Origin of the sequence: Streptomyces sp. NBC_00212, from assembly GCF_045206365.1 — a bacterium.
GTDB lineage: Bacteria > Actinomycetota > Actinomycetes > Streptomycetales > Streptomycetaceae > Streptomyces.
This window is the reverse complement of sequence record NZ_CP108115.1, coordinates 461773-485247: the sequence shown is the minus strand read 5'-3', so window position 1 is coordinate 485247 and position 23475 is coordinate 461773. Positions and strand designations below refer to the sequence as shown.

Here is a 23475-nt window from a genome sequence, read left to right as displayed (position 1 = left end):
GTCAGGAGTAGCCCGAAGTCTCCACCGGATACGGCACGTACGTACGCCGGTCAGGTTCGACGGCCAGCCGCCCGCCGGCCGGGGGCCGGGCCCGCTGGGCGCAGTCGCGGCGTCCGCAGATGAGGCAGCCGAGCCCGATCGGGGTCGCCGCCCGGGGGTAGTCCAGGGCGACGCCCTCCGCTCGTAGACCAAGCGGTGCGCGTGGCGCAGTTCGCAGCCCAGGGCGATGGCGAACTCGGCGCGCGGCGACGATGCCCGGCCCCGCTCCGGGTGACGGTCCGCGCGACCCGGAAGTAGCGCTTCCCGTCGGGCATTTCGGCGACCTGGGTGAGGATGCGGCCGGGGAGGAGAACGCCGCGTACGCCATCCACAGCGGGCAGGTGTCAGTCCAGCCGCGTCGACAAGGCGGTCCAGGAGCGGCCCATGCTCCAACAGGGCGATTTGTGCGGCGAGTTGGAAGGCTCGCTGACCCTCCGTCAGCCACGGCGACAGGAACAGCAGGCGGGGCTCGTGACCAACTCCCTTACGTACCGCAGCTACCCGGTCCAGGACCTCGCCGCCCGGTGCTCGTTCGAGGAGGTCGCGTTTCTGCCGCAAGGGCATCCGCCCCAACATCGATTACCCGGCCGGACTCGCGTACCACCTCATGGGTTCCGGCATCCCGACGTTCACCCCGATCTTCGTGATGAGCCGCATCACCGGATGAGCCGCCCGCATCACCGAGCAACCGGCCCACAACGCACTCATCCGCCCGCTGGGCTCCTACACCGGACCCGGCCGGCGGACCGTGTCCACTGCGCAATGAGTGAGGGACGGGGTGGACTTACTAGGACGTCCAACTATATGTTCGTGGGTAAGCCCGCGGTGCAGGGAAGCCGGTGTGAATCCGGCGCGGTCCCGCCACTGTGACCGGGGAGTGTGTCGCCGAGCAGTACGCCACTGACGTGCCAGCACGTCGGGAAGGCGGGCGACGCGCGCTGATCCGGGAGTCAGGATACCGGCCGTGGGGTGTTCCGTGTTGTCCACGAGGATGGAGAAGACACGCATGGCACCGGTACGTGACCACGGCCCTGGTGATCCGGCGGAGTACCCGAAGTGCGCGGCTGTGGCCGCGCGTTCGTAACTCGCCGAAGGCATTCGTCCTTCGCTGTCCCGCGCCTTGTCCAGCGGTGCGCACCCCGATCGGTGCCGCGCCGCCGCCAAGCCGCGCCTCCTCGGAGCCCACCTGACGAGAGCAGGTTTCCATGGTCCGTGAACTCACCCACTTCATCGGCGGAAAGCACACCTCCGGAACCTCCGGCGGCTACGCCGACGTGTACGACCCCAACACCGGCGCGGTGCAGGCCAGGGTCCCCCTCGCGGGACGCGCCGACACCGAGGCGGCGATCGCCGACGCCGCGGAGGCGCAGGTCGCATGGGGCCAGTGGAACCCGCAGCGACGCGCCCGCGTCATGCTGCGATTCCTCCAACTCGTCGAAGGTGAACGGGAGTCACTGGCCCGGCTGCTCTCGTCCGAGCACGGAAAGACCGTCGCCGACGCGCACGGCGACATCCAACGCGGCCTGGAAGTCGTCGAGTTCGCGGCCGGGATCCCGCATCTGCTCAAGGGAGAGTTCACCGACAACGCGGGCACCGGCATCGACGTGCACTCGCTGCGCAGCCCGCTCGGCGTCGTCGCCGGCATCACCCCGTTCAACTTCCCGGCGATGATCCCGCTGTGGAAGGCCGCACCCGCCCTGGCCTGCGGCAACGCCTTCATCCTCAAGCCGTCCGAGCGCGACCCGTCCGTACCGCTGCGCCTGGCCGAGCTCTTCCTTGAGGCCGGTCTGCCGCCGGGCGTCCTGAACGTCGTCAACGGCGGCAAGGAAGCCGTCGACACCCTCCTCGAAGACCCGCGGGTCCAAGCCCTCGGCTTCGTCGGGTCCACCCCGATCGCCGCGCACATCTACGCGACCGCCGCCGCCCACGGCAAGCGCGCCCAGTGCTTCGGCGGCGCCAAGAACCACATGATCGTGATGCCGGACGCCGACCTCGACCAGGCCGTGGACGCGCTCATCGGCGCGGGCTACGGCTCGGCGGGGGAGCGCTGCATGGCGATCTCGGTCGCCGTACCGGTCGGCGAGGAGACCGCCGACGCCCTGGTCGAGCGGCTCAAGGACTGCATCGCCACCCTGCGCATCGGCCGCTCCGACGACCCGGACGCCGACTTCGGCCCGCTGGTGAGCCGCGACGCCCTTGACCGGGTCAACCGCTATGTCGACATCGGCGTCACCGAAGGCGCCCAACTCGTCGTGGACGGACGCGGGTTCACCCTGCCCGGGAGCGAGTCCGGCTTCTTCGCCGGAGCCTCGCTCTTCGACCGGGTCTCGCCGAACATGCGGATCTACCGCGAGGAGATCTTCGGCCCGGTGCTGTGCGTGGTCCGCGCCGCCGACTACGAGGAGGCCCTGCGGCTGCCCAGTGAGCACCCGTACGGCAACGGCGTCGCCCTCTTCACCCGCGACGGCGACACCGCCCGCGACTTCACCCGCCGGGTCAACACCGGCATGGTCGGCGTCAACGTGCCCATCCCGGTCCCGGTGGCTTACCACACCTTCGGCGGCTGGAAGCGCTCCGGCTTCGGCGACCTGAACCAGCACGGCCCGGACGCCGTCCGCTTCTACACCCGCACCAAGACCGTCACCTCGCGCTGGCCCTCCGGGGTCAAGGAAGGCGCGAGCTTCACCATCCCGACGATGGGGTGACCGCGTGACCACGACCCTGCTCACCAAGGACCAGCTCGCCCTGGCCGAGGTCACCCTCGACTTCGCCCAGGATCAGCTCGCCCCGCACGCCATCACCTGGGACCAGGACAAACACTTCCCCGTCGACGTGCTGCGCCGCGCAGCCGGCCTCGGCCTCGCCGGGATCTACGTACGCGAGGAATCCGGCGGTTCCGGGCTCAGCCGCGCCGACGGAGTACTCGTCCTTGAGGTCCTCGCCACCGGCTGCCCCTCCATCGCCGGCTACCTCTCCATCCACAACATGGTCGCCTGGATGATCGACCAGTACGGCGACCAGGGCCAGCGCGACCGCTGGCTGCCCGGCCTCTGCGCCGCCGAGACCCTCGGCAGCTACTGCCTCACCGAACCCGGCGCCGGATCGGACGCGGCGGCCCTGCGCACCCGCGCCGAACGCGACGGCGACCACTACGTGCTGACCGGAGTGAAGCAGTTCATCTCCGGCGCCGGATCCTCCGGCGTGTACATCGTCATGGCCCGCACCGGCGGCGACGGCCCCGGCGGCGTCTCCGCCTTCGTCGTCGAACGCGGCGACCCGGGGCTCTCCTTCGGTCCCGACGAACGGAAGATGGGCTGGAACGCGCAGCCCACCCGCCAGGTGGTCCTCGACGGGGTCCGCATCCCCGCCGACCGCCGGCTGGGCGCCGAGGGCGAGGGCTTCCGCATCGCCATGAACGGCCTCAACGGCGGCCGCCTGGGCATCGCGGCCTGCTCCCTGGGCGGCGCCCAGAGCGCCCTGGACCGCAGCCTCGCCCACCTCGCCGACCGCGAGGCGTTCGGGGCCCGGCTGCTCGACGCGCAGGCGCTCCAGTTCCGGCTCGCCGACATGGCGACCGAACTCACCGCCGCCCGCGCCCTGGTCCGTACGGCCGCCGAAGCGCTGGACCGCGGCGACCCGCAGGCGGCCCAACTCTGCGCCATGGCCAAGCGCTTCGCCACCGACACCGGCTACACCGTCGCCGACCGCGCCCTCCAACTGCACGGCGGATACGGCTACTTGAGCGAGTACGGCATCGAGAAGATCGTCCGCGATCTCCGGGTGCACCAGATCCTGGAAGGAACCAACGAGATCATGCGCGTCATCGTCGCCCGCGGGCTCACGGAGACCCTGCGATGAGCACCGACGAGGTCCTCCTGCGCACGGAAGGCCACGCCGGGTACGTGACCCTGAACCGGCCCAAGGCACTCAACGCACTCAGCCATGCGATGGTGCGCCGCATCGACGAAGCCCTGACGGGCTGGGAACACGACCCCGCCGTGCACACCGTCGTGATCGGCGGCGCCGGTGAGCGCGGCCTGTGCGCGGGCGGCGACATCCGCTCCATCTACGAGGACGCGCGCACCGGCGGCACGGCCTCGGCGGACTTCTGGCGCGACGAGTACCGGCTCAACGCGCGCATCGCCCGCTACCCGAAGCCGTACGTGGCCCTGATGGACGGCATCGTCATGGGCGGCGGCGTCGGGATCTCGGCCCACGGCACCGTCCGGATCGTCACCGAACGCTCCCGCGTGGCCATGCCCGAGACCGGCATCGGCTTCGTTCCCGACGTCGGCGGCACCTACCTCCTCGCGCTCGCCCCAGGAGAGCTCGGCACCCATCTGGCCCTGACGGGCGCGCCCGTCGGCGCCGCCGACGCGATGCTGTGCGGGCTCGCCGACCACTTCGTCCCGGCCGAGCGGCTCGATGCGCTGACGGCCGATCTCGCAGGGGCGACCGTGCACGGGGCGCTCACCCGGCACGTGGCCGAGCCGCCGCCCGGTGAGCCGGCCGACCGGCGCGAGTGGATCGACCACTGCTACGCGGCCGACACCGTCGAGGAGATCATCGACCGGCTCCTGGTGAGCGGGGTGACCGAGGCCAAGGAGGCGGCCGCCACGCTCAACGCCAAGTCGCCCACCGCCCTCAAGGTCACACTGGCCGCCATGCGCCGGGTCCGCCAACTCGGGCCGCTGGAAAGGGTGTTGGAGCAGGAATACCGGGTGTCCTGTGCGGCGCTCGGCACGCCGGACCTGGTCGAGGGGATCCGCGCCCAGGTCATCGACAAGGACCGCACCCCCCACTGGTCGCCCGCCTCCCTCGGCGAGGTCACCGATGACCAAGTGGCCCGCTTCTTCGCCCCGCTCGGCGAGCGCGAACTGCGCCTGGCCGACTCCGCATCGCCTCAGGAGGTGCCCTGGTGACCAACGTCGTCGCGTTCATCGGGCTCGGGCGCATGGGTGGCCCGATGGCCGCCAACCTCGCCGCCGCCGGTCACCGCGTGCTCGGCTACGACCTCGTTCCCGCGTCCCTGTCGGCGGCCGCGGAGGCCGGTGTCGAGGTGGCGGAATCCGCCCTCTCCGCCGCGGCGGAGGCGGACGTGGTGATCACGATGCTGCCCGCCGGCCGCCACGTCCTCGCCCTCTACCAGGACGAGGGGCTGCTCGCGGCCGCCAAGCCCGGCACGCTGTTCGTCGACTGCTCCACGATCGACGTGGCCGACGCCCGCGCGGCCCACGAGGCCGCCGTCGCCGCCGGCCACCGGGCCCTGGACGCACCGGTCTCGGGCGGCGTGATGGGCGCCGAGGCGGGCACGCTCACCTTCATGGCCGGCGGAGGAGAGGCGGAGTACGCCCAGGCCGCGCCCCTCCTGTCCGTGCTGGGCAAGAAAGCCGTGCACTGCGGTGGGCCGGGCGCGGGGCAGGCGGCGAAGATCTGCAACAACATGATCCTCGGCATCTCGATGATCGCCGTCAGCGAGGCATTCGTCCTGGGGGAGAGCCTCGGCCTGTCCCACCAGGCGCTGTACGACGTGGCCTCCACCGCGTCCGGCCAGTGCTGGGCGCTCACCACCAACTGCCCCGTCCCCGGCCCGGTCCCGGCCAGCCCCGCCAACCACGGCTACGAACCCGGGTTCGCCGCGCCCCTGATGGCCAAGGACCTGGGCCTCGCAGCCAACGCCCTGCACGCGGGCGGCATCGACACCGGACTTGGGCTGCGCGCCGCCGAGTTGTACGCCGCGTTCGCCGAGGGACGTGGAGCCGGGCAGGACTTCTCCGGCATCGTCCACGCGCTGCGCGACGCGGCCCAGGCGGCGGAACCACAGAACGGAACCCGATGACCGACACCGCGTACGAGACCATCCTCGTCGAACGCAGGGGCCGCACCGCGCTGGTCACCCTCAACAGGCCGAAGGCGCTCAACGCGCTCAACCTCCAGGTCATGGCCGAGGTCGTGGCCGCCACCGAGGCACTTGACCGTGACCCGGACGTGGGCTGCATCGTCCTCACCGGGTCGGAGAAGGCGTTCGCGGCCGGCGCCGACATCAAGGAGATGCGGCCGCGGAGCTACCTGGACATGTATCTCAGCGACTGGTTCACCGCATGGGACCGGGTCGGACAACTGCGTACGCCGACCGTTGCCGCGGTGGCGGGTTACGCCCTGGGCGGTGGCTGCGAACTGGCCATGCTCTGCGACATCCTGCTCGCCGCCGACACGGCCGTCTTCGGCCAGCCGGAGATCAAACTCGGGGTGATCCCGGGTATCGGCGGCTCCCAGCGGCTGACCCGCGCGGTGGGCAAGGCCAAGGCGATGGAACTGTGCCTGACGGGCAGGACCATGGACGCGGCCGAGGCCGAGCGCGCCGGGCTGGTCTCGCGGATCGTGCCGGTCGCCGACCTGCTCGGAGAGGCGCTCGCGGTCGCGGAGACGGTGGCCGGTATGTCGGCGCCCGTCGCGATGATGGCCAAGGAGTCCGTGAACCGCGCCTTTGAGACGACCCTTGCCGAAGGGGTGCGCTTTGAGCGCCGCCTGTTCCACGCGGTGTTCGCCACGCAGGACCAGAAGGAGGGCATGACGGCCTTCACCGAGAAGCGGCTCCCGGAGTTCACCCACCGGTAGGAGCCGAGTCCAAGGAGAACCGCCGGGCCGCTCGCGCAGGGGCGGGTGGCCCGGCCGGCAGGCATTGGGCCGAGCTTTCGCACGGTGACGGTTCGTAGAACTGCGGGGCCGTCAACGGTTCCTGGCGCGGCCCGCGTCGCGATTGAGCACGCAGTCGCCGCACAGGGAACCCTTGTGGCCCGGGGCGGCGCGGTAGATCAGGCAGCAACTCCTGCGCCGGAACGCGCCGTTGGCGGTTGTGGTGGCGGAATCCCGCAGGGCCGGGCTGTCCAGGAGGAGCGTGAGCGTCGTACGGGTTCGCTCCGCGAGCTCCGGTGCAGCGGTGGCGATCATGGTCGCGGCACCGTTGAGCGCCGACGCGATGTTGCCTCGGAGGATGTGGGGGGAGAGCGAGAACGGCCGCATGGCGGTGGCGAGTTCACCGATGGGGCCGTCGAGGAAGGTGGCGAGTGCTTCGGGCGGAACCGGTCCGGCGCTCACCGCGGTGCTCGGGACGGACAGGGGGATGGGGCCGCCCAGGACCGGCTGCCAGTGGGCGTCCGAGAGGCCGAAGGTGAGAAGGCGTTCGTGCAGCACGAACGCGGCAAGGGCCGGCGACAGCAGTCTCGCGGTCAGGCCGAGGTGGGTCACGGACGCGGCCACCCGTACCTCAACGGCATCGAGCGGCTGCTCTCCGGCCGTGGCCAGCCAGCCCCGTACGGCCGACACGCGAGCCTCGATGAGTTGCCGGGACATCGGGACCCACGGCTCCACCGGCCGCGCGTCCACGGCGTGGGTGTGCAGGGCGAAGAACGGCCCGAGCGCGGTGATCTCGGTGATCACCGCGCCCGACGTCGGAGCGAACGTCATGCGGGGACGGGCGCAGGGCCCTGCGCGGGGGCGTCGGCGGATTCCCGGCGGGGCTCAAGAAGGCGTTCGGCCAAGGGGCCGAAGAACAGCCCGATGGCGGCCCAGAGCAGGAGTTGTGCGGCGACGGAGAAGAAGCGGAAGGAGAACAGAACGTCGGCGGGGAAACCCGGGTAGACGATCGTGCCCTTGGCGTCCTTGAGGGGCAGCGGTGTCTCGGTGGCCTGGTTGCCGAAGTTCTCCTTGTTGTAGGCCAGGTGCCCGAGCGAGGGCAGGACCAGCATCACGATGCCGATCGCGACGACGAACACGGCGCCGCCGATCAGCGTGGCGTTCCAGTTGCCGTAACGAGCCTGGAGCCGTTTGCCGAGCCAGACCGCCGCCACCAGGAAGGCGATCGAGCACACCACCATGATGAGGTAGAGGCCGCTGCGCTGCTTGATGGTGTCCTCGTGGCCGATCGCCGGAGGGTTGGCCGGGTACTTGAGGAACGGCACCAGGTACATCGCGAGGAAACCGCCACCGGCCACCAGCAGTGCCAGCGTGCGGGCGCGCAGGGCGCCGGTCCGGCCCAGGCAGACCGTGTAGGCGACGGCGAAGAGCGCGCCCATGGCCATGCCGAAGAAGATCATGCCGACACCGATACCGACGTTGGCCTGAATGGTGCGGCTGAACAGGTCGGGGTCCGCTGCCTCCACCGGCAGGCCGGCGGCCTTGTCCAGTGCGGCCTGGGCGGCGTCACGCCCGCTCTCGTAGTCGATGGCTTTCGTGATCTGCGGCTCGGCGAAGATCCGTGCGAAGACGAATGCGAGCAGCCCTGCCACTGCGCCGACGAGAACGCCGCGCAGTATCAGCTTCTTTTCCATGTCGAGTTGTCCGTACTTCCGTGTGGGTCAGTGGCAGGGGAAGCCGAGGAAGTGACGCCCGTCGTGGACGAACTCGTGGATGTGCATGTCGTTGCCGAAGACCGAGACGGCCCCCTGGTCGACGCCGATGAAGTAGTAGACGGCCAGCGCGAGGATCGCGGTGCCGACCAGCCACAGCACCGACTTCGAAACCGGCAGGACGACAGGCGTGGACGCCGGGCGGGATGTGGAAATGCTGCTCAAGGCGGGGCCCTCCTTCTCGGGATCTTGCGTCCCTTGGATCAAACGGGGCGAAGTGACGGACAAGTGTCTGACTCACCGGCCACCCTCGCGGGCGGTCGGTTCACAGTGGCGCGACCGTGCTGGAATCTCACCAGCTTCCTTATCTCATCACTACACGTGGAGCATAGGGCGCCGTTCTCGAACGGGTCAATCAAGCCGTTGCCAAGTCCTGGCCCCTCTCCCGCGCCCTGCTCTTGCGCCGACCCCGGACCGGCGTCCAGCGACCCCTCCGTAGGCCGTACGCAACCCCCGCCCGACCGTCGGTGGATTGCGGAGCCTCTCGCGGCGTTTCAAGGTGTGAAGTGACCCCCGATCACCCCGAGTGGCCAAGGAGACAGCATGCCTCGCGGATCGAGCCCCAAGCGGGAGCGCCAGTACGAGCACATCAAGGAGAGCGCCGAGGAGCGCGGCGAGAGCGCCAAGCGCGCCGAAGAGATCGCGGCCAGGACCGTCAACAAGGAACGGGCCCGCGCCGGCGAGTCCAGGACCGCGAGCAAGAGCTCCATCCAGGACATGTCCTCGTCCCAACGGGGCGGCCGGCGCTCGCACAGCGGCTCACAGGGCCCAACGTACGACCAGCTCTACGCGGAGGCGCAGCGCCGCAACATCCATGGCCGGTCCAGCATGGACAAGGCCGAGCTCAAGCGGGCCCTCGGCGGGAGTTGAGGCCGAGGCGGGCGGTTCGGCCGGCTCCGTGCGGCGAGGGACTGAACGGGGGGCACGGACCGGCCGGGCCGTGGGGCCCGCCCGTCCATCGTGCCAGGACCGGCCCGGACGCGCGATCCGGACGGCCGCGCACCGTCACCGGGGCGGCCCCACCTTGCGCGACGGTGCAGGCCGGGCGGGCCGCCGCGGCTGTTCGGACGGGCGGTCCGGCACCGCGTACCCGCGCCGCTCGCGCAGCCGGTCCTCGATCGGTGTGGGGGCGCCGAGGAGGCGCTCCTCGTACCGGCCGAGGGCCAGCAGCACGCCAAGGAGCAGCGGCGGGATGAGAACGGCCACTATGACCATGACGACTCCTCGACGGCGGACGGTCTGCGGACCGCGTAGCCCCCTGTCACGCACCGGAAGCGATTCGGCGCAACCGATGCGGTCGGGAACCCGCAAACGGACAGCGGGCCGATGTTTTCCATCGGCGCAGCACGGTTAGTCGTGAAATATGGTGCAAATCGGCTACACAATGATGACTGAGCAGACGGGTCCGCGCGAGCTCGTGGCGGATCTGGTCGCCGCGGAGCGTGCCGGGTTCGACTTCTCCGTCACCTCCGACCACTACTTTCCGTGGCTGGAGAGCCAGGGGCACGCGCCGTACGCGTGGAGCGTGCTCGGCGCGGCCGCCGAGGCCACCACACGGATCCCGCTGATGACGTTCGTGACCTGCCCGACACTGCGCTACCACCCCACCGTCGTGGCGCAGAAGGCGGCCACGATGCAGATCCTGTCCGAAGGCCGATTCCGGCTCGGACTCGGCTCCGGAGAGAACCTCAACGAGCATGTGGTGGGCGCCGGTTGGCCCGCTCCGGAGGTGCGCCTCGACATGCTCGAAGAGGCCGTCGAGATCATCCGCGAGCTTTTCGAGGGCGGCTACGTCAACCAGCAGAGCGCCCACTTCGGGGTCGCGAACGCCCGACTGTGGGACCTCCCCGACGAGTTGCCGCCGATCGGCGTCGCCGTCTCCGGCGAGCGGTCCTGCGCCCTGGCCGGCCGGGCCGCCGACCTGGTCATCGCCACCGAGGCCAAGCCGGAACTCCTCGCCTCCTTCGACCGGCACGGCGGCGCCGGCAAGCCGCGGGTGGGCCAGCTGCCCGTCTGCTTCGACCGCGACCGGGACGCGGCGGTCGCCCGCGCCCACGACCAGTTCCGCTGGTTCGCCGGGGGCTGGCCGGTGAACTCGGAGCTGCCGAGCCCGTCGGGCTTCGAGGCGGCGACACGGTTCGTGACCCCCGAGGACGTGGCGCGGTCCATTCCGTGCGGCGACGACGTGGACGCCTTCGTCGACGCCGTACGCCCTTACGCCGAAGCCGGGTTCACCGAAATCGCCCTCATTCAGATCGGCGGCCCACAGCAACTCCCGTTCATCGACTGGGCCGAGAAGAAGCTGCTGCCCGCGCTGCGCGAGCTGTGACGGGCTGAGCCGTACGCACTCGCGAACGGGGCGATGATCCGGCGCGGCCCCGGCACCCCCGACGGAGCCGACCGCCGTCAGTCGTCGGAGACGATCCGGCCCTCCTCGTCGAGCACCGGGTGGAGGCGCATGGGGTCCTGGCTGTTGACGTCGGACGGGCGCGGGCCCTCGGGGCCGTCGGACCCCCAGCGCAGCAGGCGACGGGTGCGGGCGATCTGGTAGACGGTGCCTTGGAACTTCAGGCGGTTGACGCGACCGGCCCGGAGTGCGGTGGCGGCCTTGGCGTACTCGGCCAGGTCCTCGCGTGGTCGCGCGGCTCCGTCGCCCTCGGTCTCGGCGCGGGCGTCGACGTCCACGGCGGCGTCGATCGGGATGAGGCCACGCATGCGCGGCCACGTCCAGGTCAGGGCGAAATCCAGGGACCTGCGGGCGGAGTGCGCGCTCGCATGCGGACCGCTGACCGGCGCCCAGCTGTTCGTCGACCGCTCCACGACCGTGAACGACGGCGGCAACAGCAGAATGTCCGGATGCAGGTCCAGGGCCCGGCGCGAGTCGGCGCGTACGTCTTCGGGGAACCGGTCGCCGGCGTAGCAGAGGTCCCGCAGTGCCAGCTGCTCCGCGACCTGAGTCGGGGTGACCGGCGCCGTCGGGTCGAGGACCAGACCGTCGTCGACCTCCGGGCCCCTGGACGCGCGGGACCAGTCGGGGACAAGGGGCTCGGGATCGGTCGGGCGCGGCCCTTCCATGGCGCCCCGGGCCCCTACGGCCGCGTACTCCTCGGCACGCACGATGCGGAACCGGGTCCCGGCCACGGCGACTTCGTCCACCCGCTCGGTCTCAAGGCGGGTCACCGCCGCCAGGAGAGCGCGCCGTTCCTCCGGGCCGTCCGCGTCGTCCTTCGCGCGGAACCACAGCCGCGAGTTCAGGCTGTCCCGGGCCTGCTGAGGGCAGCCGAGCGTGACCGCGACGATCACCCGCCACGCCGGTCCGTCCCCGTCATCCTGTGCCGCCACCCCGAACAGCGGGCCCCGCACGACCAAATTCCCTATGCGCGCGACGGCGTCAACAGCGTCGGCTTCCACGGCGGCTTCCACCGGCTCCACCGGCACCCGCACCGTGATCGGTCGCGCTCGGCCTGGTCCCGCATCCCCATGGTCCATGCCCTCATCCTGCCGATGGCAGGACGCCGGCGTCCTTGAATCTTCGGATCCTCCCGCACTCGCCACGGAAAGGTGTTATCGCTCAAGGACAGCCGTCGAGGTCGGACAAGGAATGCCGTCAAGGCCGGATTCGACAACCACCGAGCGGATATTCCGTGGTGCGCTCGGAGAGTTCCGTGCCCACGGGCGTCGATACGATCTTCGATGACGGACATCTGGAGTGCGATCCGGGACCGACGGCCCGGCCCCGGCCGAGCTGGTCACCATCCGGCGCGGTCCCTGACCGTCACGACCCCGGGCGAGCAGGCCGTGGCCTTGCCCCGCCCTCCTTGCACCCCCTAGCGGAACGGACCCCGACGTGACCCTCCGGCAGATCGATCCGAAGCAGCGCGGCTTCCTGATCGTCAACTCCCACCCGACCGGGTCCGCGGCGACGGTCACCCGCATGTGGGAACAGATTCCGCCGCGATCCGACGGCAGCAGTCCCGTGGTCCTGCTGCTCGGCCACAGCGCGGGTTACGGCCTCGCCACGCTGCTGACCGGGCTCCGTCAGCACGGCATCCGTGGTGTCGGCGTCGCGTACGAGGGTGCGGAGACCGAGCGGCGCACCGCCAGTGCCGGCTGGTACCGCACCGCGGCCGCGGCCCGCCTCGCCGCCGAAGCCGGCCGTGACTTCGTCTTCGTCAACACCGATGCCTTCTCCGAAAAGGGCAAGCGTGAGGTGCTGGACCTGGTGGAGCAGCGGTTCGGGAAGGTGGACCACCTGATCTACAGTCTCGCCGCCCCGCGCCGTACCGACCCGGAGACCGGCACCGTCCACCACTCGGTGATCAAGCCGCTCGGCGAGCCCTACGAGGCGCCGGCGCTGGACTTCTCGGACAACACCCCCAAGGTCACCAGCATCCGCCTGGAGGCCGCCACCGAGGAGGAGAAGTACGGGACCGAGCAGGTCATGGGTGGCGCCGACTGGGAGCTGTGGGTGCGGGCCCTGGCCGAACGGTCCCTGCTCGCCGACCACTTCACCACCGCCGCACTGACCTACATCGGCTCCGACCTGACCGCCCCGATCTACCGCCAGGGCACCATCGGCGCGGCCAAGGAGCACCTGGAGCGGACCGCGGGACGTCTGAACGCGGGCGTCCTCGCGGGCCGGGGCCGGGCGATGACCGTCGTCGCCGGAGCCGCCGTCACCCAGGCCTCCAGCGCCATCCCCTCCATCGCCCTGTACACCACGTTCCTGCGGACGGTCCTCGGCGACGGCTTCCGCACCACCGCCCAGCAGGCAGCGGACCTGTGGGACCAACTCACCGGCACCACCCCCCTCGTGACGGACGACGAGGGCCGCGTCCGTCTTGACGGCTGGGAGCTCGACCCGCGGGTCCAGGACCAGGTCCGCGAACTGTGGGCCGACCCGGAATCAGGACTCGACCGATCGGCGGCCGGAGCCGACTGGTTCATCGGCCAGATCCGCGAGCTCTACGGCTGGGGCGTCGCCGGCATCGACTACGACCGGCCCGCCGAGACCACCGTCGTATGGCCGACGCCGTAACACCCACCGGCCGGATCAGGCGGGCACCTGCCCTGCCCTGCCAGCACCCCGCGCTCACGCCGTTGGCCGTGTCATCACCATGCGCGTGATGTCCACTCGTGACTTGGCGCCCAGCTTGCGGTAGGCGCGGGTGAGGGCCGCCTCCACCGTCTTCACGCTGAGTACCAGGCCCGCCGCGATCTCGCGGTTGGTGGCGCCCTGCGCGACGCGGGCGACCACGCTGCGTTCGGTCGACGTGAGGTGGTCCGACCAGGAGCCTGCCTCGGGCCAGCACGCCGAGCTGTCCTGCGCGTGATCGCGTTCGGCGCGGGTCAGCGCGGCCCAGGGGCGGGCGTCGGCCTTGGTGAAGATCCGCAGGGCGGCGGAGAAGGCGGCACGGGCGGCGGCCTCGTCTCCGAGTTGGCGCCGGACGCGACCCAGGACCGCTCTGGTGCGGGCTTCCTCCAGGGGGTATCCGGTGGCCCGCAGCCGTGCCGCGGCCCTCTCCAACTCCCTTGCCGCCTGCGGGAGTTCACCGCGGGCCGCGTCGACCGCCGCTGCCGCCCTGTCCAGCGTGGCCAGGACGCCGGGCCGGCCGAGCCGCTCGGCCTGGCGGCGGGCCAGGGAGATGACCGCCTCCGCCTCGTCCGGTGCGCCGTCGGCGGCCAGGGCCTCCGCGAGGTCGGCGTGCCAGCGTCGGGTCGCCGGGTCCCGCTGACCCTGCGCCGTCTCCAACTCGCCTACGCGTCTGAGGAGTTCAGCCGCCTGTCCGCTCTGGCCGCTGAAGAGTCTGATCCTTCCCTCGGCATGCAGGGCCCTGGGCAGGAAGAGCCGGTCGTCGTCATCCTCGCTGTGCCGTTTGGCCGTCTCCGCCGCGGTGAGTGCCCGGCTCAGGCTGCCGCCGGCCGCCTCGGCGAGCGAGACCGCGTACCAGGCGGGCCCCTGACTCAGCCCCGCCTCCTCGACGATGCGCAGGCTCTGGTGGGCGATGGTCAGGGCCGGCCGACAGCGTCCGCGCTGGATCTCGACCTGCGCGAGCCCGATGAGGCACTGGCTCAGACTGTCGGCCGAGCCGCGCTGGCGCAGCCGGTACACGAGGGTGCGCAGCTCGGCCCGTGCCTCGTCCAGCTCGTCGCGCACCAGGTGGAACCGGTACTTGAGGTGAACGGGGCCGTTGTGGTGCGTCATCACGTGCGCGTCGTGTGGTGCGGCGAGGGCCGCCGCCAGGGTCGTCTCCGCCTCGGGGAGTCCCAGGAAGAGCTCCAGGGCCGCCTGCTGGGTCAGCGCCAAGAGCTCGGTCCGCCGGTCGCCGGTCCGGGCCGCGAGCCCGGCCGCGCGGACGGCATGGCCGTGGGCGCGCGGCGCGGAGCCGCCCACCATCCACTCCCGCCAGCTCATCCGGTAGTGCAGCTGGGCCAGCAGTTCGGGGTCGCCACCGGCGTCGCGTACCGCCTCCGGGAAGACGTCCGCGATCTCCGCCATCGCCTGGCCGCAGGAGTCGATGACCACGTTCCAGGCGCGTACCCGGTCGGCAGGCCGATCGGCGTCGCCCAGTACGTCGTGCGCGAGCTGCCTGGCGAAATCGAGGTCTCCGGCCTCGATGCCGTCCTCGGCGGCGGTGAGCCTGCGGTCGATGTCGACGTGGGTCTGCCCGGCGGGTGTGTACTCGGCGGCCAGGCGGCCGAGTCTCGCCGCGGTTTTGGGAGCGCCTCGGCGGCGGGCCGCCGAGGCGGCGGCGGAGAGCCGGGCGGCCACGACCGGATCGGGGCCCGCCGTCAGCCGCGCCATGTGGTGCGCGCGCTCGACCGCGTCGTCGGACGCGTCGGCCAGCGCGCGGTGCGCCTCCACCAGACGTTCGTACGGTGTCTCGGTCCGGAGCACCATCGGCGTCAGCGGATCCAGGAACCTGATGGTCCCGTGGTCGGACGCCGACAGGATGCGGACGATGCCACCCCGCACGCAGGCGTCCAGGTCGGCCGCGACGTGGTGGCGGCCCGCGCGCCGCAGCAACTCCACCGTGGGGCGCAAGGCCGTGCCCGCGATGACCAGCGTCTGCCGGGCGCCGGCGGGAAGGGCGCCGATCCGGTCGAGGATCGGCCGGCGCAGGGAGTCCGGGACGGGAAGCGGTTCGGTCGAGTCGGGCAGGGCCGCGCCCTCAAGGCGGACGCGCTCGTCGAGAGCGGAGCTGAGTTCCAGTGCCGTACGGGGGTTGCCGCCGCTCGCGTGATGCAGGCGCGCGACGAGCGGCCGGGGCCAGCGGGGGTGGTCGTGCCGCTCCAGGAGCTCGCCGACCTCGTGGGCGGTCAGGGGAGGGACGCACATCCGGCGGACCGGCTGCGCGCACAGCTCCAGTACGGAGCGCTCGGCCGAGGAGCCGGACTCGTCCCCCGTCCGCAGCGTGGCGAGCACCGACAGGCCTGGATCGGCCCGCCGGGCAAGGTACTTGAGGACGTCCGCCGTCGGTCGGTCGAGCCACTGCCCGTCGTCGACGATCAGCAGGAGCGGACCGGTGTCGCAGAGCAGGGCGAGGACCTTGCGGACGGCGATCCGCAGGACGAGCGCGTCGCGCCCGGCGGCCTGACCGGTCTCCTCGCTGCGCAGCAGGGCTGCTCCGAGTACGGCTCGTTCGTGGGCGGCCAGTGCGGCGAGGGTGTCGTCGGCGACGCCGGTCAGCAGGTCGATGAGTCCGAGGAAGGGGCTGTCCTGTTCGGCGGGGGAGGGTGAAGAGCGCAGGACCCGGTGACCGTGGGCGCCCAGTTCCGCGGCCAGCTGAGACACCACCGTGGTCCGGCCGATGCCCGCAGGGCCGGTGAGGAGGACGCCGCCTCCGCGCGACAGGTGAGTCCGTACGGTGTCGCGGAGGGCGGTGCGTTCGACGCCGGGTGACAGGCTGGTCGGCTCGGTCATCGCAAGCCCTCCCGGACACCGCTTCGTTCATGCCTCAGTCATCGATCATGAACCTGTCCTTCATCGTGCCGCGCCGAATGTAGGACTGCCCTCGGTGAAAGGTCAAGACCAATTGAAGATCTGGACGGGCAGGCTGTCGACGTGCGGACCGGGCCGCCGGTCGGAAGACCAACGGCCCGGCACAGTGCGGGAGTTGACGTAACTCAGTAGGCGGGACTCAGCAGGCGCCCGCGTCCTTCCAGACGGCCCAGGAGCCGGGCGCGCCGGGCTCGGCTCCGGTCGAGTACCACTGCGAGGACCACTTGTGGCCGTTGTACGAGACCTGGTCGCCCGGCACGTAGCTGGCGGTCGAGCTCCAGGCCGGGAGGTTGCCGCAGCCTCCCGGCGGGTTGCCGCCGCCGGTGATGGTCCAGGTGAAGGAGGCCGTGCCGGTGGCGTTGTCGGTGTTCTTCGCCGTGACGGTGACGGACGCGGTGCCCGCGGTCGTCGGAGTACCGGAGATGAGACCGGTGGAGGAGTTGACCGAAAGGCCCGCGGGCAGCCCGGTCGCGCTGTAGCTGAGCGTCTTGCCGCCGGGGTCGCTCGCCTGGATCTGCAGGGACACGGCGGTGCCGACGACGCCGTTCTGGTTGCCCGGGTTGGTCACCGAGGGCGAGCCCGGCTGACTGTTGCAACTGCCGGGTACGGGGTCGGCGCCGGTGACGCTGACCGCTGCCCAGGCCGCGTCGACGGTGTTGTACTCGGTGCAGTGCGTGCCGTAGAGGTCGGCGGCGGCCTTCAGCGAGTCGATGCGCGCCTGGTGGTAGTCCTCGCTGCTGTTGGCGTACGAGGCGAGCGCCTTGTACCAGATCTTGGCGGCCTTGTCGTTGCCGAGTCCGGTGACCGTGGAGTTGTTGCAGGTCGGGCTGTTGCCGTAGCCGTGGTCGCCGCTGCCGACGGCCGCCAGGAAGAACCAGTGGTTCAGCGGGCCCATCGAATAGTGCGGGTCGAGGCTGCCGTTGCCGCTGTTCCAGCAGTTGGGCGACGAGCCGTCGAGGGAGGGGTTGTACATGTAGCGCAGCGGCTTGCCGTCGCCGTTGATGTTGATGAGTTCACCCATGGTGTAGTCGGGTGTGTCGACCGGGTTGTTGGCGTAGAACTCGACCATGGTGCCGAAGATGTCGCTGGTGCCCTCGTTCATGCCGCCGGTCTCACCGGTCTCGTCCCAGCCGGTGAGCGCCCCGCTGACGCCGTGGCTCATCTCGTGCCCCGCGACGTCGAGTTCGACCAGCGGGCGCGCGTTGGACGGGCCGTCGCCGTACGTCATCTGGGTGCCGTCCCAGAACGCGTTCACGTACGCGTTGCCGTAGTGCGTCCGCGACGGTACGCCCCGGCCGTCGCCGAAGATGCCGTTGCGGCCCTGGACGTTCTTGTAGTAGTCGAACGTCTCCGCCGCGCCGTAGTGCGCGTCGGCCCCGGCGGACGCCGGGTCGCTGGTCGAGCCGTTGCCGAAGGTGCCGCTGGAGCTGGTGAAGACCGAACCCGTGCCGCTGGTGGCGTGGTTGAGGTTGGTCGTGTAGCCGTTGCCGTGCGAGGGGTCCGTCATCGAGTAGCCGCTGCCGGACTGGGTGACGTCAAGGGAGACCCTGCCGCTGTAGATCGACTGGCCCGTCCCGGCGACCGTCGGTGCGGCGGCCCGCGCCGCCGCACCGACCTTCGAGGCGGCGGCGTGCGCGGCCCCCTCGGCCGCGAACGTGCTCACCTCGTCATTGGTCCGTACGACCTTGCCGGTACGGCCGTCCACCAGGACGTGCAGGCGGCTCGGTGTCTGGTCGGGGCGGGTGCCGCTGACGACGGTCTCCCAGACCAGCGTCGCGCCAGCGCCCTCCAGCTGCACCGCGAGGTGTGCGGCGGAGACCGAGTCGACGTGACCCTTGAACGCGGCCGTCGACACCTTCGCGGCGCTGGAGGCGGCCAGTCGGGGCTCGGTGGAGACCGCCCCTGAGGTCCCCGAACCGGTGGCGAGCGACTGGTACGTACCGTCCTTCTTCAGGTGCACGATGACGTCGCCGCCGTAGGCGGGAAGACCCTTGTACGTGCGGTCGAAGCGGACGGCGGCGGAGCCGTCCCGGTCGACCACCAGGTTCCGGACCGAGAAGGCGTCGCCGTCGGCCTTGTGCGCGGCACCCGCGTGAGCCGCCAGCGCCTTCTGCGCGGCGGCCACGACGCGGCTGCGCACGGCTGGTGCCGGATCGGCCGTGTAGGGCGCCGCCGCGAAGGCGCCGGGGCCGGCCGGTACGGGCTGCGGCGTCGGCGCCGCCGTGGCGGCGGGCAGGGCGATGGCGGACGCGGACACGCAGGCGAGCGCGGCTGTCAAGAGCCTCGCGGCTCTTCGTATCTCCATGGGGGTGGGGGTTCCTTTCGCTACGGACACGGGGGCGTCCGCCGCTGGTGGGGAAGGCTGTTGGGGAGGCAGCGGACGGGTGCGGGTGTGCTGACGACGCCGCTCGTGGCGGGAGCCGCGCCGACGCACGAGTGTCCGCAACGGGGGTGGTGGCGGCCAGGCAGTGCGGTGAGTGTGAGGGGTTTCCCTATCCGGGGGGACGGGATCCGGCCGGGGCGGCACTGGTCGGGCCGGCGGCATCCGGAGCATTTCCGTCCGGATGGGCTGTCAGGCTCTGCCGGTGGGCGATCGCCGCGGCCTCGGTGCGGCTGGCGGCGCCGAGTTTGGCCAGGATGTGGGAGACGTGGACGCCCGCCGTGCTGGGGGAGATGTGGAGGCGTTCGGCTATCTGACGGTTGCTCAGGCCATCGGCGATGAGGGCGAGTACGTCACGTTCGCGCGCGGTGAGGGCATCCTGCGTCGATGGGGGACGGCCGGTCAGGGCGATCTCGCGGGAGCGGGAGAGCGGTGCCGCGCCGAGGCCGGCTGCCAGTTCGGCGGCTTCCCTGAGCAGGGTCCGGCCACGCGTCCGGTCTCCCGCGGCCAGCGCCGCCCGGCCGCCGTACATCAGCGACTGTGCGAGTTCGTAGGGCTGGCGCAGTTCCCGCCAGGCCGTCACCGCCAGGTCCCATCCCCCGTCGTCGAGCAGTGCGCGCAGGAAGACGCGTTGTGCCCGGTCGAACCGGCCGTCCTCGCCGTATGCCGGGTCGGCCGCCGCGAGTTGGCCGCGCCGTGCGGCGACGCGGTCGGACAGCGCGTCGTCGGCGCCGCAGGCGAGGCGGGCGCGCTGAACGAGTGCTCCGGCGACCAGGACCGGGCGCGCGTCGCTGCTGTTGATCTCGGTGAGGGCCGGGTCGGCGAGCGCTCGGCCCAGCAGCCGGTCGGCCCGCTCCGGATCGCCCTGGGTCACGGCGAGCAGGCACAGCCACTGGTCCTGGTGGAAGAGCCCCACGTTGAGCCGTGTGCCGACCGGTTCGGCCGCAGCGGCCTCAGCCTTCGTCAAGTCCCCTTGCAATAGGGCGAGTTGGCCGACGAACGAGAGGAGGGCCCGTCGCGGAACCGGGGGCGGATCCTTGAGGAGCGTGGCCGCCTGCTCCCACCGCCCGGTCAGGATCAGACCGCGGGCGGCATAGCGCACGAGGTCGGCGCCCCGGCTGCGGCCGAGGCCGAACCGGCGGGCCCGCAGCACGCCGTCCATGGCCCCTCGACGCTCAGCTCGTGGTCGCCCGCCTTGGTGTGCACGATGGATTCGTACATCGGCACGGTCAGCAGCAGATCGTGGCCGTCCAGTTGCTCGGCGAGACTCCGGGCCTCGGCCAGCGCCTCCACGCCCGCAAGTCAGTGCCCCGGCACCGAGGAGCCCTCGGATGCTCACCGTCGCGTCGCCGGTGCGCCGGCCGATGCGCAGGGCTTCCTCGAACGCCGGGCGTGTCCCCGTGGACTTCGGGAGCATGCCCATGGCCATCATGCCGAGGACCCGGCCGCGCTGTACGTGGTCCGCGGCTCGGGCACCATCCGTCTGCGCCCCGCCGACCAGGCCCGCCCCTTCCTCGAAAAGGTCCACGACGCAGCCCGTCAGCAGGCGGTGGGCTGGGTCGACCGGGCGGAGAAGTACTGGAACGCCCGGCGCTACGACGCCGAACACGTCCGCGACGGTGCCACCGCGCTGCGCTTCGCGCTCCACACGGAGCCGGACGGCCAGGTCACCGGATGCGCCCTGTACCGCTCCCGGGGGAACACCGCGCACATCGTCGAGTTGGCCGCCACCGACCTCCGGGCGTACGCGTCCCTGAGGTACTACTTCATCAACCTCGACGCCCGTGACGACCTCACCTACGAAGGCGCACCCGATGAGGTGCTGCCCCACCTGCTGCACAACCCCCGGGCCGCACGCACCACGCTGGTGGACAACCTCTGGGTCCGCCTGGCCGACGTCGAGCGAGCCCTCGCCGTCCGCCGTTACGCGGCCCCGCTGGACGTGGTCCTGGAGGTCGAGGACGCGTTCTGCCTCTGGAACACCGGCCGCTACCGCCTCCAGTCCGCCGGTGACACCGTCAAGTGCGAACGCACCCGGTCCCGCCCGGACATGAGGCTGTCCGCCACCGAACTCGCCGCGTCCTACCTGGGCGGCCCCACACTGTCGGCCCTGGCGGCCGCAGGACGGATCGAAGAACTGCGTCCCGGCGCGGTGACCTCCGCGTCACGCGCTTTCCGCGGCGAGCGGGAGCCGTTCCACGTCTCGGGGGCGGCCTTCCCGGCGTTCTGATGCGCCTTTTCGGCATGGCTGACCCGCACCGCCCGCACTCCACCGGCGGGTAGCCTCGGCTCCGTGCCCCGTCATCTCAAGAAGCCCCGCCGTCTGGTCGCCGACGGGCGCGTGTACATGTGGACGCTCCGGCACCGCCACACCGTGCTGGACAACGGCCGGTCCGCGGACTGCCGCCAGACCCTCACGCTGTCCCCGCAGCCGTCCGGCACCGGTGGCCCGCTGCGCATCGTCTTCGCCGCGGGCCCCGACCGATACGTTCCGGGCGGGGCGCCCCTGGGCTCCGGGGACGTGGGGTACATCCGGGGCGGCTCCCTGAACCTGCACGAACCGGGCGCCGTCCGGGCCCTGCTCGACGCGGCGCTGGCCCGCGGGTGGCAGCCGGCGGAGCGGCGGGCTGTGGAGCTCGACGGCTGGCCCCTGCTGCAGGCCGCGACCGCCGGCCAGGCCGGAGCCTGCGGGACTGAGGGGCCGGAGGCGAGCGGGAGCAGCCGCCGAAACCTCTAAGCGGCTCCGCTCGCGAGCCGTTGGGCCGCCCGGTCCCCCCGGCGGCCGATGGGCTCGACTCCCCACGCCGCACCCAGACCGGCCGTCGGCATGTCGACGTAGACCGACTCGTACGAACCGGCCGGGACGATGTACGTCTCGTGCCAGATCCCCACGGCACCCTTGGCGCCCCGCGCGCGGCGGTTGAACGCCGCCCACGCGGGGTGATGCTCCCGGCCCTGGGCGGACGCGTAGGCGAGCAGCTTCTCGCGCGACTCCCAGTACTGCACGACACCGTGCACGCGGGGGCCGCCGCCGCCCAGCGCCCGCAGGCCCAGCAGCCCGCTCTCGCCGTCCCGCGAGAGCTCCTTGAGCATGCGCGGCATCGCGGCGATGACGGGTAGCCAGTGACGTACGGCCCGCCAGCGGTTGATCCGCATCCCGATGAGGAAGACGACCACGTCGCCCTCCGCTGCGGCTGTGACCCGTCCCCCGGTTATGGGTGCACTACCCATGAGATTCTCCCGTCCCCTGTTGGATAGCGACGCTATCCATGCTTGGATAGTGCCACTGTCCAAGAGGGGGTGCAAGAGCGTGCGGCTGGCGGAACTGAGCGAGCGCAGCGGTGTGTCGACCGCCACGATCAAGTACTACCTGCGCGAAGGGCTGCTCCAGCCCGGGCGCCGGATCTCCGCCACCCAGGCCGAGTACGGCGAAGACCACCTGCGGCGGCTGCGCCTCGTGCGGGCGCTGATCCAGATCGGCGGGGTCCCGGTGGCCGCGGCGCGCGAAGTGATCGCGGCCGCGGAGGACGAGTCGCTGGACCATCACCTGCGGCTGGGCGCGGCGACCCAGGCGCTACCCAGCGCCGAGGAGCCGGCCGAGGACGACCCGGCGGTCGAGACCGCCCGCCGCTCGGTGGAGGCCCTGCTGGAACGGCTGGGCTGGTCCTGCGGCCCCGGCCTGGACCCGCACAACCCCGCCCACCGGCGGCTCGTCGATTCGGTCGCCGCCCTCGTCCGGCTCGGCTACCCCTGCGGCATCGAGCAACTGCTCCCGTACGGGCGACTCGCAGCACAACTGGCCATCACCGACCTGGACATGGTCGAGGAGCAGCCGACCCCGACCGGCCAGATCGAGGCGGCCGTCGCGCTTACGGTGCTGTACGAACCGGTGCTGCTGAGCCTGCGGCGCATGGCCCACGCACAGGAGTCGGCCCGGCGCTTCTGAGGCCCTCCGCGCCGTACCCGACGAGATCGGCGCCCTCGTCCCCGCTTGCAAGAACCGGGCGCCGCCGGGTTCCTGGTCAAGCCCGTCGGCCCCTGGGCGCTGCGCTGCCATGTGCGCGCGCTCGCCGACCTGCGCAGCCGCACGCACTCCGCCATCGTCCAAGGGCGCCCCCGTCCGGTACGGGTGGGGGGTGTAGGACCGGGAACCGGGGGCATCCGAGAGGGGTCCACACCGCGCCGACCGGAGGTTTCCCGCCCATGCTGATGGCCCACCCCGCAGTGCTCCGTGAACTCCTCGACGAATACACCGCGCTCCGCGCCTTGGAGGCGAGTGAGGGAAGCGAGGCGACTCGGCGGCGCCTGGGCGACGTGGCGTACACCCTGTGCGTGTCGACGGGGACGCGGGACATCGACGCCGCCGTGATCGCCGCCCGGCACCGGCTGCCGGGGGCGCGCACCTTGGACGACTCCGTGCTGGACACCGTCGGCACCTGAGGCCTGAGCGTGCCCGGCGCCAGCATCGGCAGCGTCAAAACCCCCGGAAGTAGGGGCAGTTGCTGAGATGCCGCAGTCGCTGGGTCGGTTGGAGCCTGCCGTATCGAGCGCGGCGAACGCCCAGCCGCCGGATACGCCGCCGCTCCCTTCGCGAGCTCCGGTCGGCCGAGGCGTCCGGCGGGACTTGGCGGAGGCCGAGAGCAGAG

Annotated in this window: 21 protein-coding genes, 2 pseudogenes and 2 riboswitches; of the genes and pseudogenes, 13 read left to right on the top strand and 10 right to left on the bottom strand. The window is 71.7% G+C overall.

Annotated elements, in window-relative coordinates:
• Position 1: 1 nt before the first annotated feature.
• Positions 2-513 (bottom strand): annotated as a pseudogene (locus OHA17_RS02615) (short-chain fatty acyl-CoA regulator family protein); the annotation flags it as partial.
• A gap of 76 nt (positions 514-589) precedes the next feature.
• Between OHA17_RS02615 and OHA17_RS02610 the strand changes: the two are divergent.
• The 6 genes and pseudogenes from OHA17_RS02610 to OHA17_RS02585 form a co-directional block, all read left to right on the top strand.
• Positions 590-805: pseudogene (locus OHA17_RS02610) on the top strand (citrate/2-methylcitrate synthase); the annotation flags it as partial.
• A 29-nt stretch (positions 806-834) separates the two neighbouring features.
• A riboswitch (cobalamin riboswitch) is annotated at positions 835-1021 on the top strand.
• 223 nt (positions 1022-1244) lie between these two features.
• Complete coding sequence (locus OHA17_RS02605; RefSeq protein WP_406503635.1) at positions 1245-2744, top strand: CoA-acylating methylmalonate-semialdehyde dehydrogenase; 1500 nt, start codon at positions 1245-1247, stop codon at positions 2742-2744.
• Between the two features lie 4 nt (positions 2745-2748).
• Positions 2749-3897 (top strand): acyl-CoA dehydrogenase family protein, encoded by a 1149-nt coding sequence (locus tag OHA17_RS02600; protein ID WP_406503634.1) that lies wholly within the window; start codon positions 2749-2751, stop codon positions 3895-3897.
• Positions 3894-4961, top strand: a complete 1068-nt coding sequence (locus tag OHA17_RS02595) for an enoyl-CoA hydratase/isomerase family protein (RefSeq protein ID WP_406503632.1) — start codon at positions 3894-3896, stop codon at positions 4959-4961. Before OHA17_RS02600 ends, OHA17_RS02595 begins: the two co-directional genes overlap by 4 nt.
• A complete protein-coding gene (mmsB, locus tag OHA17_RS02590; RefSeq protein WP_406503630.1) occupies positions 4958-5878 on the top strand; it encodes a 3-hydroxyisobutyrate dehydrogenase in 921 nt (306 codons plus the stop codon). Before OHA17_RS02595 ends, mmsB begins: the two co-directional genes overlap by 4 nt.
• Positions 5875-6657 (top strand): enoyl-CoA hydratase, encoded by a 783-nt coding sequence (locus OHA17_RS02585; protein ID WP_406503628.1) that lies wholly within the window; start codon positions 5875-5877, stop codon positions 6655-6657. Before mmsB ends, OHA17_RS02585 begins: the two co-directional genes overlap by 4 nt.
• 111 nt (positions 6658-6768) lie before the next feature.
• Here the strand turns inward: OHA17_RS02585 and OHA17_RS02580 are convergent, their stop codons facing one another.
• From OHA17_RS02580 to OHA17_RS02570, 3 genes are read right to left on the bottom strand one after another with little or no spacing between them, the layout of a single operon-like run.
• Positions 6769-7506 carry a (2Fe-2S)-binding protein gene (locus OHA17_RS02580; RefSeq protein ID WP_406503626.1) on the bottom strand — a complete coding sequence of 246 codons (738 nt, stop codon included), beginning with the start codon at positions 7504-7506 and terminating at the stop codon, positions 6769-6771.
• Positions 7503-8369 (bottom strand): CbtA family protein, encoded by an 867-nt coding sequence (locus OHA17_RS02575; RefSeq protein ID WP_406503624.1) that lies wholly within the window; start codon positions 8367-8369, stop codon positions 7503-7505. Before OHA17_RS02575 ends, OHA17_RS02580 begins: the two co-directional genes overlap by 4 nt.
• A 27-nt stretch (positions 8370-8396) precedes the next feature.
• A complete protein-coding gene (locus tag OHA17_RS02570) occupies positions 8397-8612 on the bottom strand; it encodes a CbtB domain-containing protein (RefSeq protein ID WP_406503622.1) in 216 nt (71 codons plus the stop codon).
• Positions 8613-8652: 40 nt separating this feature from the next.
• A riboswitch (cobalamin riboswitch) is annotated at positions 8653-8796 on the bottom strand.
• Between the two features lie 194 nt (positions 8797-8990).
• Here OHA17_RS02570 and OHA17_RS02565 point away from each other — a divergent pair.
• Entirely contained in the window at positions 8991-9317 is a 327-nt protein-coding gene (locus tag OHA17_RS02565) for a plasmid stabilization protein (RefSeq protein WP_406503620.1), read from the top strand.
• Positions 9318-9452: 135 nt separating this feature from the next.
• Here OHA17_RS02565 and OHA17_RS02560 read toward each other — a convergent pair whose 3' ends face one another.
• Positions 9453-9662: a hypothetical protein gene (locus OHA17_RS02560; protein ID WP_398873806.1), complete on the bottom strand. Its 210-nt coding sequence runs from the start codon at positions 9660-9662 to the stop codon at positions 9453-9455.
• Between the two features lie 148 nt (positions 9663-9810).
• Between OHA17_RS02560 and OHA17_RS02555 the strand changes: the two genes are divergently transcribed.
• Positions 9811-10776, top strand: coding sequence for an LLM class F420-dependent oxidoreductase (locus OHA17_RS02555; RefSeq protein ID WP_406503618.1), 966 nt, complete (start codon positions 9811-9813; stop codon positions 10774-10776).
• Between the two features lie 77 nt (positions 10777-10853).
• Here the strand turns inward: OHA17_RS02555 and OHA17_RS02550 are convergent, their stop codons facing one another.
• Positions 10854-11936 carry a DUF5954 family protein gene (locus OHA17_RS02550; protein WP_406503616.1) on the bottom strand — a complete coding sequence of 361 codons (1083 nt, stop codon included), beginning with the start codon at positions 11934-11936 and terminating at the stop codon, positions 10854-10856.
• A gap of 358 nt (positions 11937-12294) precedes the next feature.
• Between OHA17_RS02550 and OHA17_RS02545 the strand changes: the two genes are divergently transcribed.
• Positions 12295-13485, top strand: coding sequence for an enoyl-[acyl-carrier-protein] reductase FabV (locus tag OHA17_RS02545; protein WP_406503614.1), 1191 nt, complete (start codon positions 12295-12297; stop codon positions 13483-13485).
• A gap of 54 nt (positions 13486-13539) precedes the next feature.
• On the opposite strand, the gene OHA17_RS02540 is transcribed toward OHA17_RS02545, so the two are convergent.
• From OHA17_RS02540 to OHA17_RS02530, 3 genes are all read right to left on the bottom strand, one after another.
• Complete coding sequence (locus tag OHA17_RS02540) at positions 13540-16371, bottom strand: AAA family ATPase (protein WP_406503612.1); 2832 nt, start codon at positions 16369-16371, stop codon at positions 13540-13542.
• Positions 16372-16588: 217 nt separating this feature from the next.
• Positions 16589-18754 (bottom strand): M4 family metallopeptidase, encoded by a 2166-nt coding sequence (locus OHA17_RS02535; RefSeq protein ID WP_406503610.1) that lies wholly within the window; start codon positions 18752-18754, stop codon positions 16589-16591.
• A 187-nt stretch (positions 18755-18941) separates the two neighbouring features.
• On the bottom strand, positions 18942-19991 hold the full coding sequence (locus OHA17_RS02530; protein ID WP_406503608.1) for a response regulator transcription factor: 1050 nt from the start codon (positions 19989-19991) through the stop codon (positions 18942-18944).
• A gap of 45 nt (positions 19992-20036) precedes the next feature.
• On the opposite strand from OHA17_RS02530, the gene OHA17_RS02525 reads away from it, so the two are divergent.
• The gene (locus tag OHA17_RS02525; RefSeq protein ID WP_406503606.1) at positions 20037-21059 is read left to right on the top strand and encodes a sterol carrier protein domain-containing protein; all 1023 of its coding nucleotides are present in this window, start codon (positions 20037-20039) and stop codon (positions 21057-21059) included.
• Positions 21060-21122: 63 nt separating this feature from the next.
• The gene (locus OHA17_RS02520) at positions 21123-21566 is read left to right on the top strand and encodes a hypothetical protein (RefSeq protein WP_406503605.1); all 444 of its coding nucleotides are present in this window, start codon (positions 21123-21125) and stop codon (positions 21564-21566) included.
• Here the strand turns inward: OHA17_RS02520 and OHA17_RS02515 are convergent.
• Positions 21563-22060: a DUF4188 domain-containing protein gene (locus tag OHA17_RS02515; protein ID WP_406503603.1), complete on the bottom strand. Its 498-nt coding sequence runs from the start codon at positions 22058-22060 to the stop codon at positions 21563-21565. The two genes, OHA17_RS02520 and OHA17_RS02515, sit on opposite strands and share 4 nt — an antisense overlap.
• Positions 22061-22139: 79 nt before the next feature.
• On the opposite strand from OHA17_RS02515, the gene OHA17_RS02510 reads away from it, so the two are divergent.
• Together OHA17_RS02510 and OHA17_RS02505 are read left to right on the top strand one after the other, a co-directional pair.
• The gene (locus OHA17_RS02510) at positions 22140-22775 is read left to right on the top strand and encodes a MerR family transcriptional regulator (RefSeq protein WP_406503601.1); all 636 of its coding nucleotides are present in this window, start codon (positions 22140-22142) and stop codon (positions 22773-22775) included.
• A 257-nt stretch (positions 22776-23032) separates the two neighbouring features.
• A complete protein-coding gene (locus OHA17_RS02505; protein ID WP_406503599.1) occupies positions 23033-23269 on the top strand; it encodes a DUF5133 domain-containing protein in 237 nt (78 codons plus the stop codon).
• Positions 23270-23475: the final 206 nt, after the last annotated feature.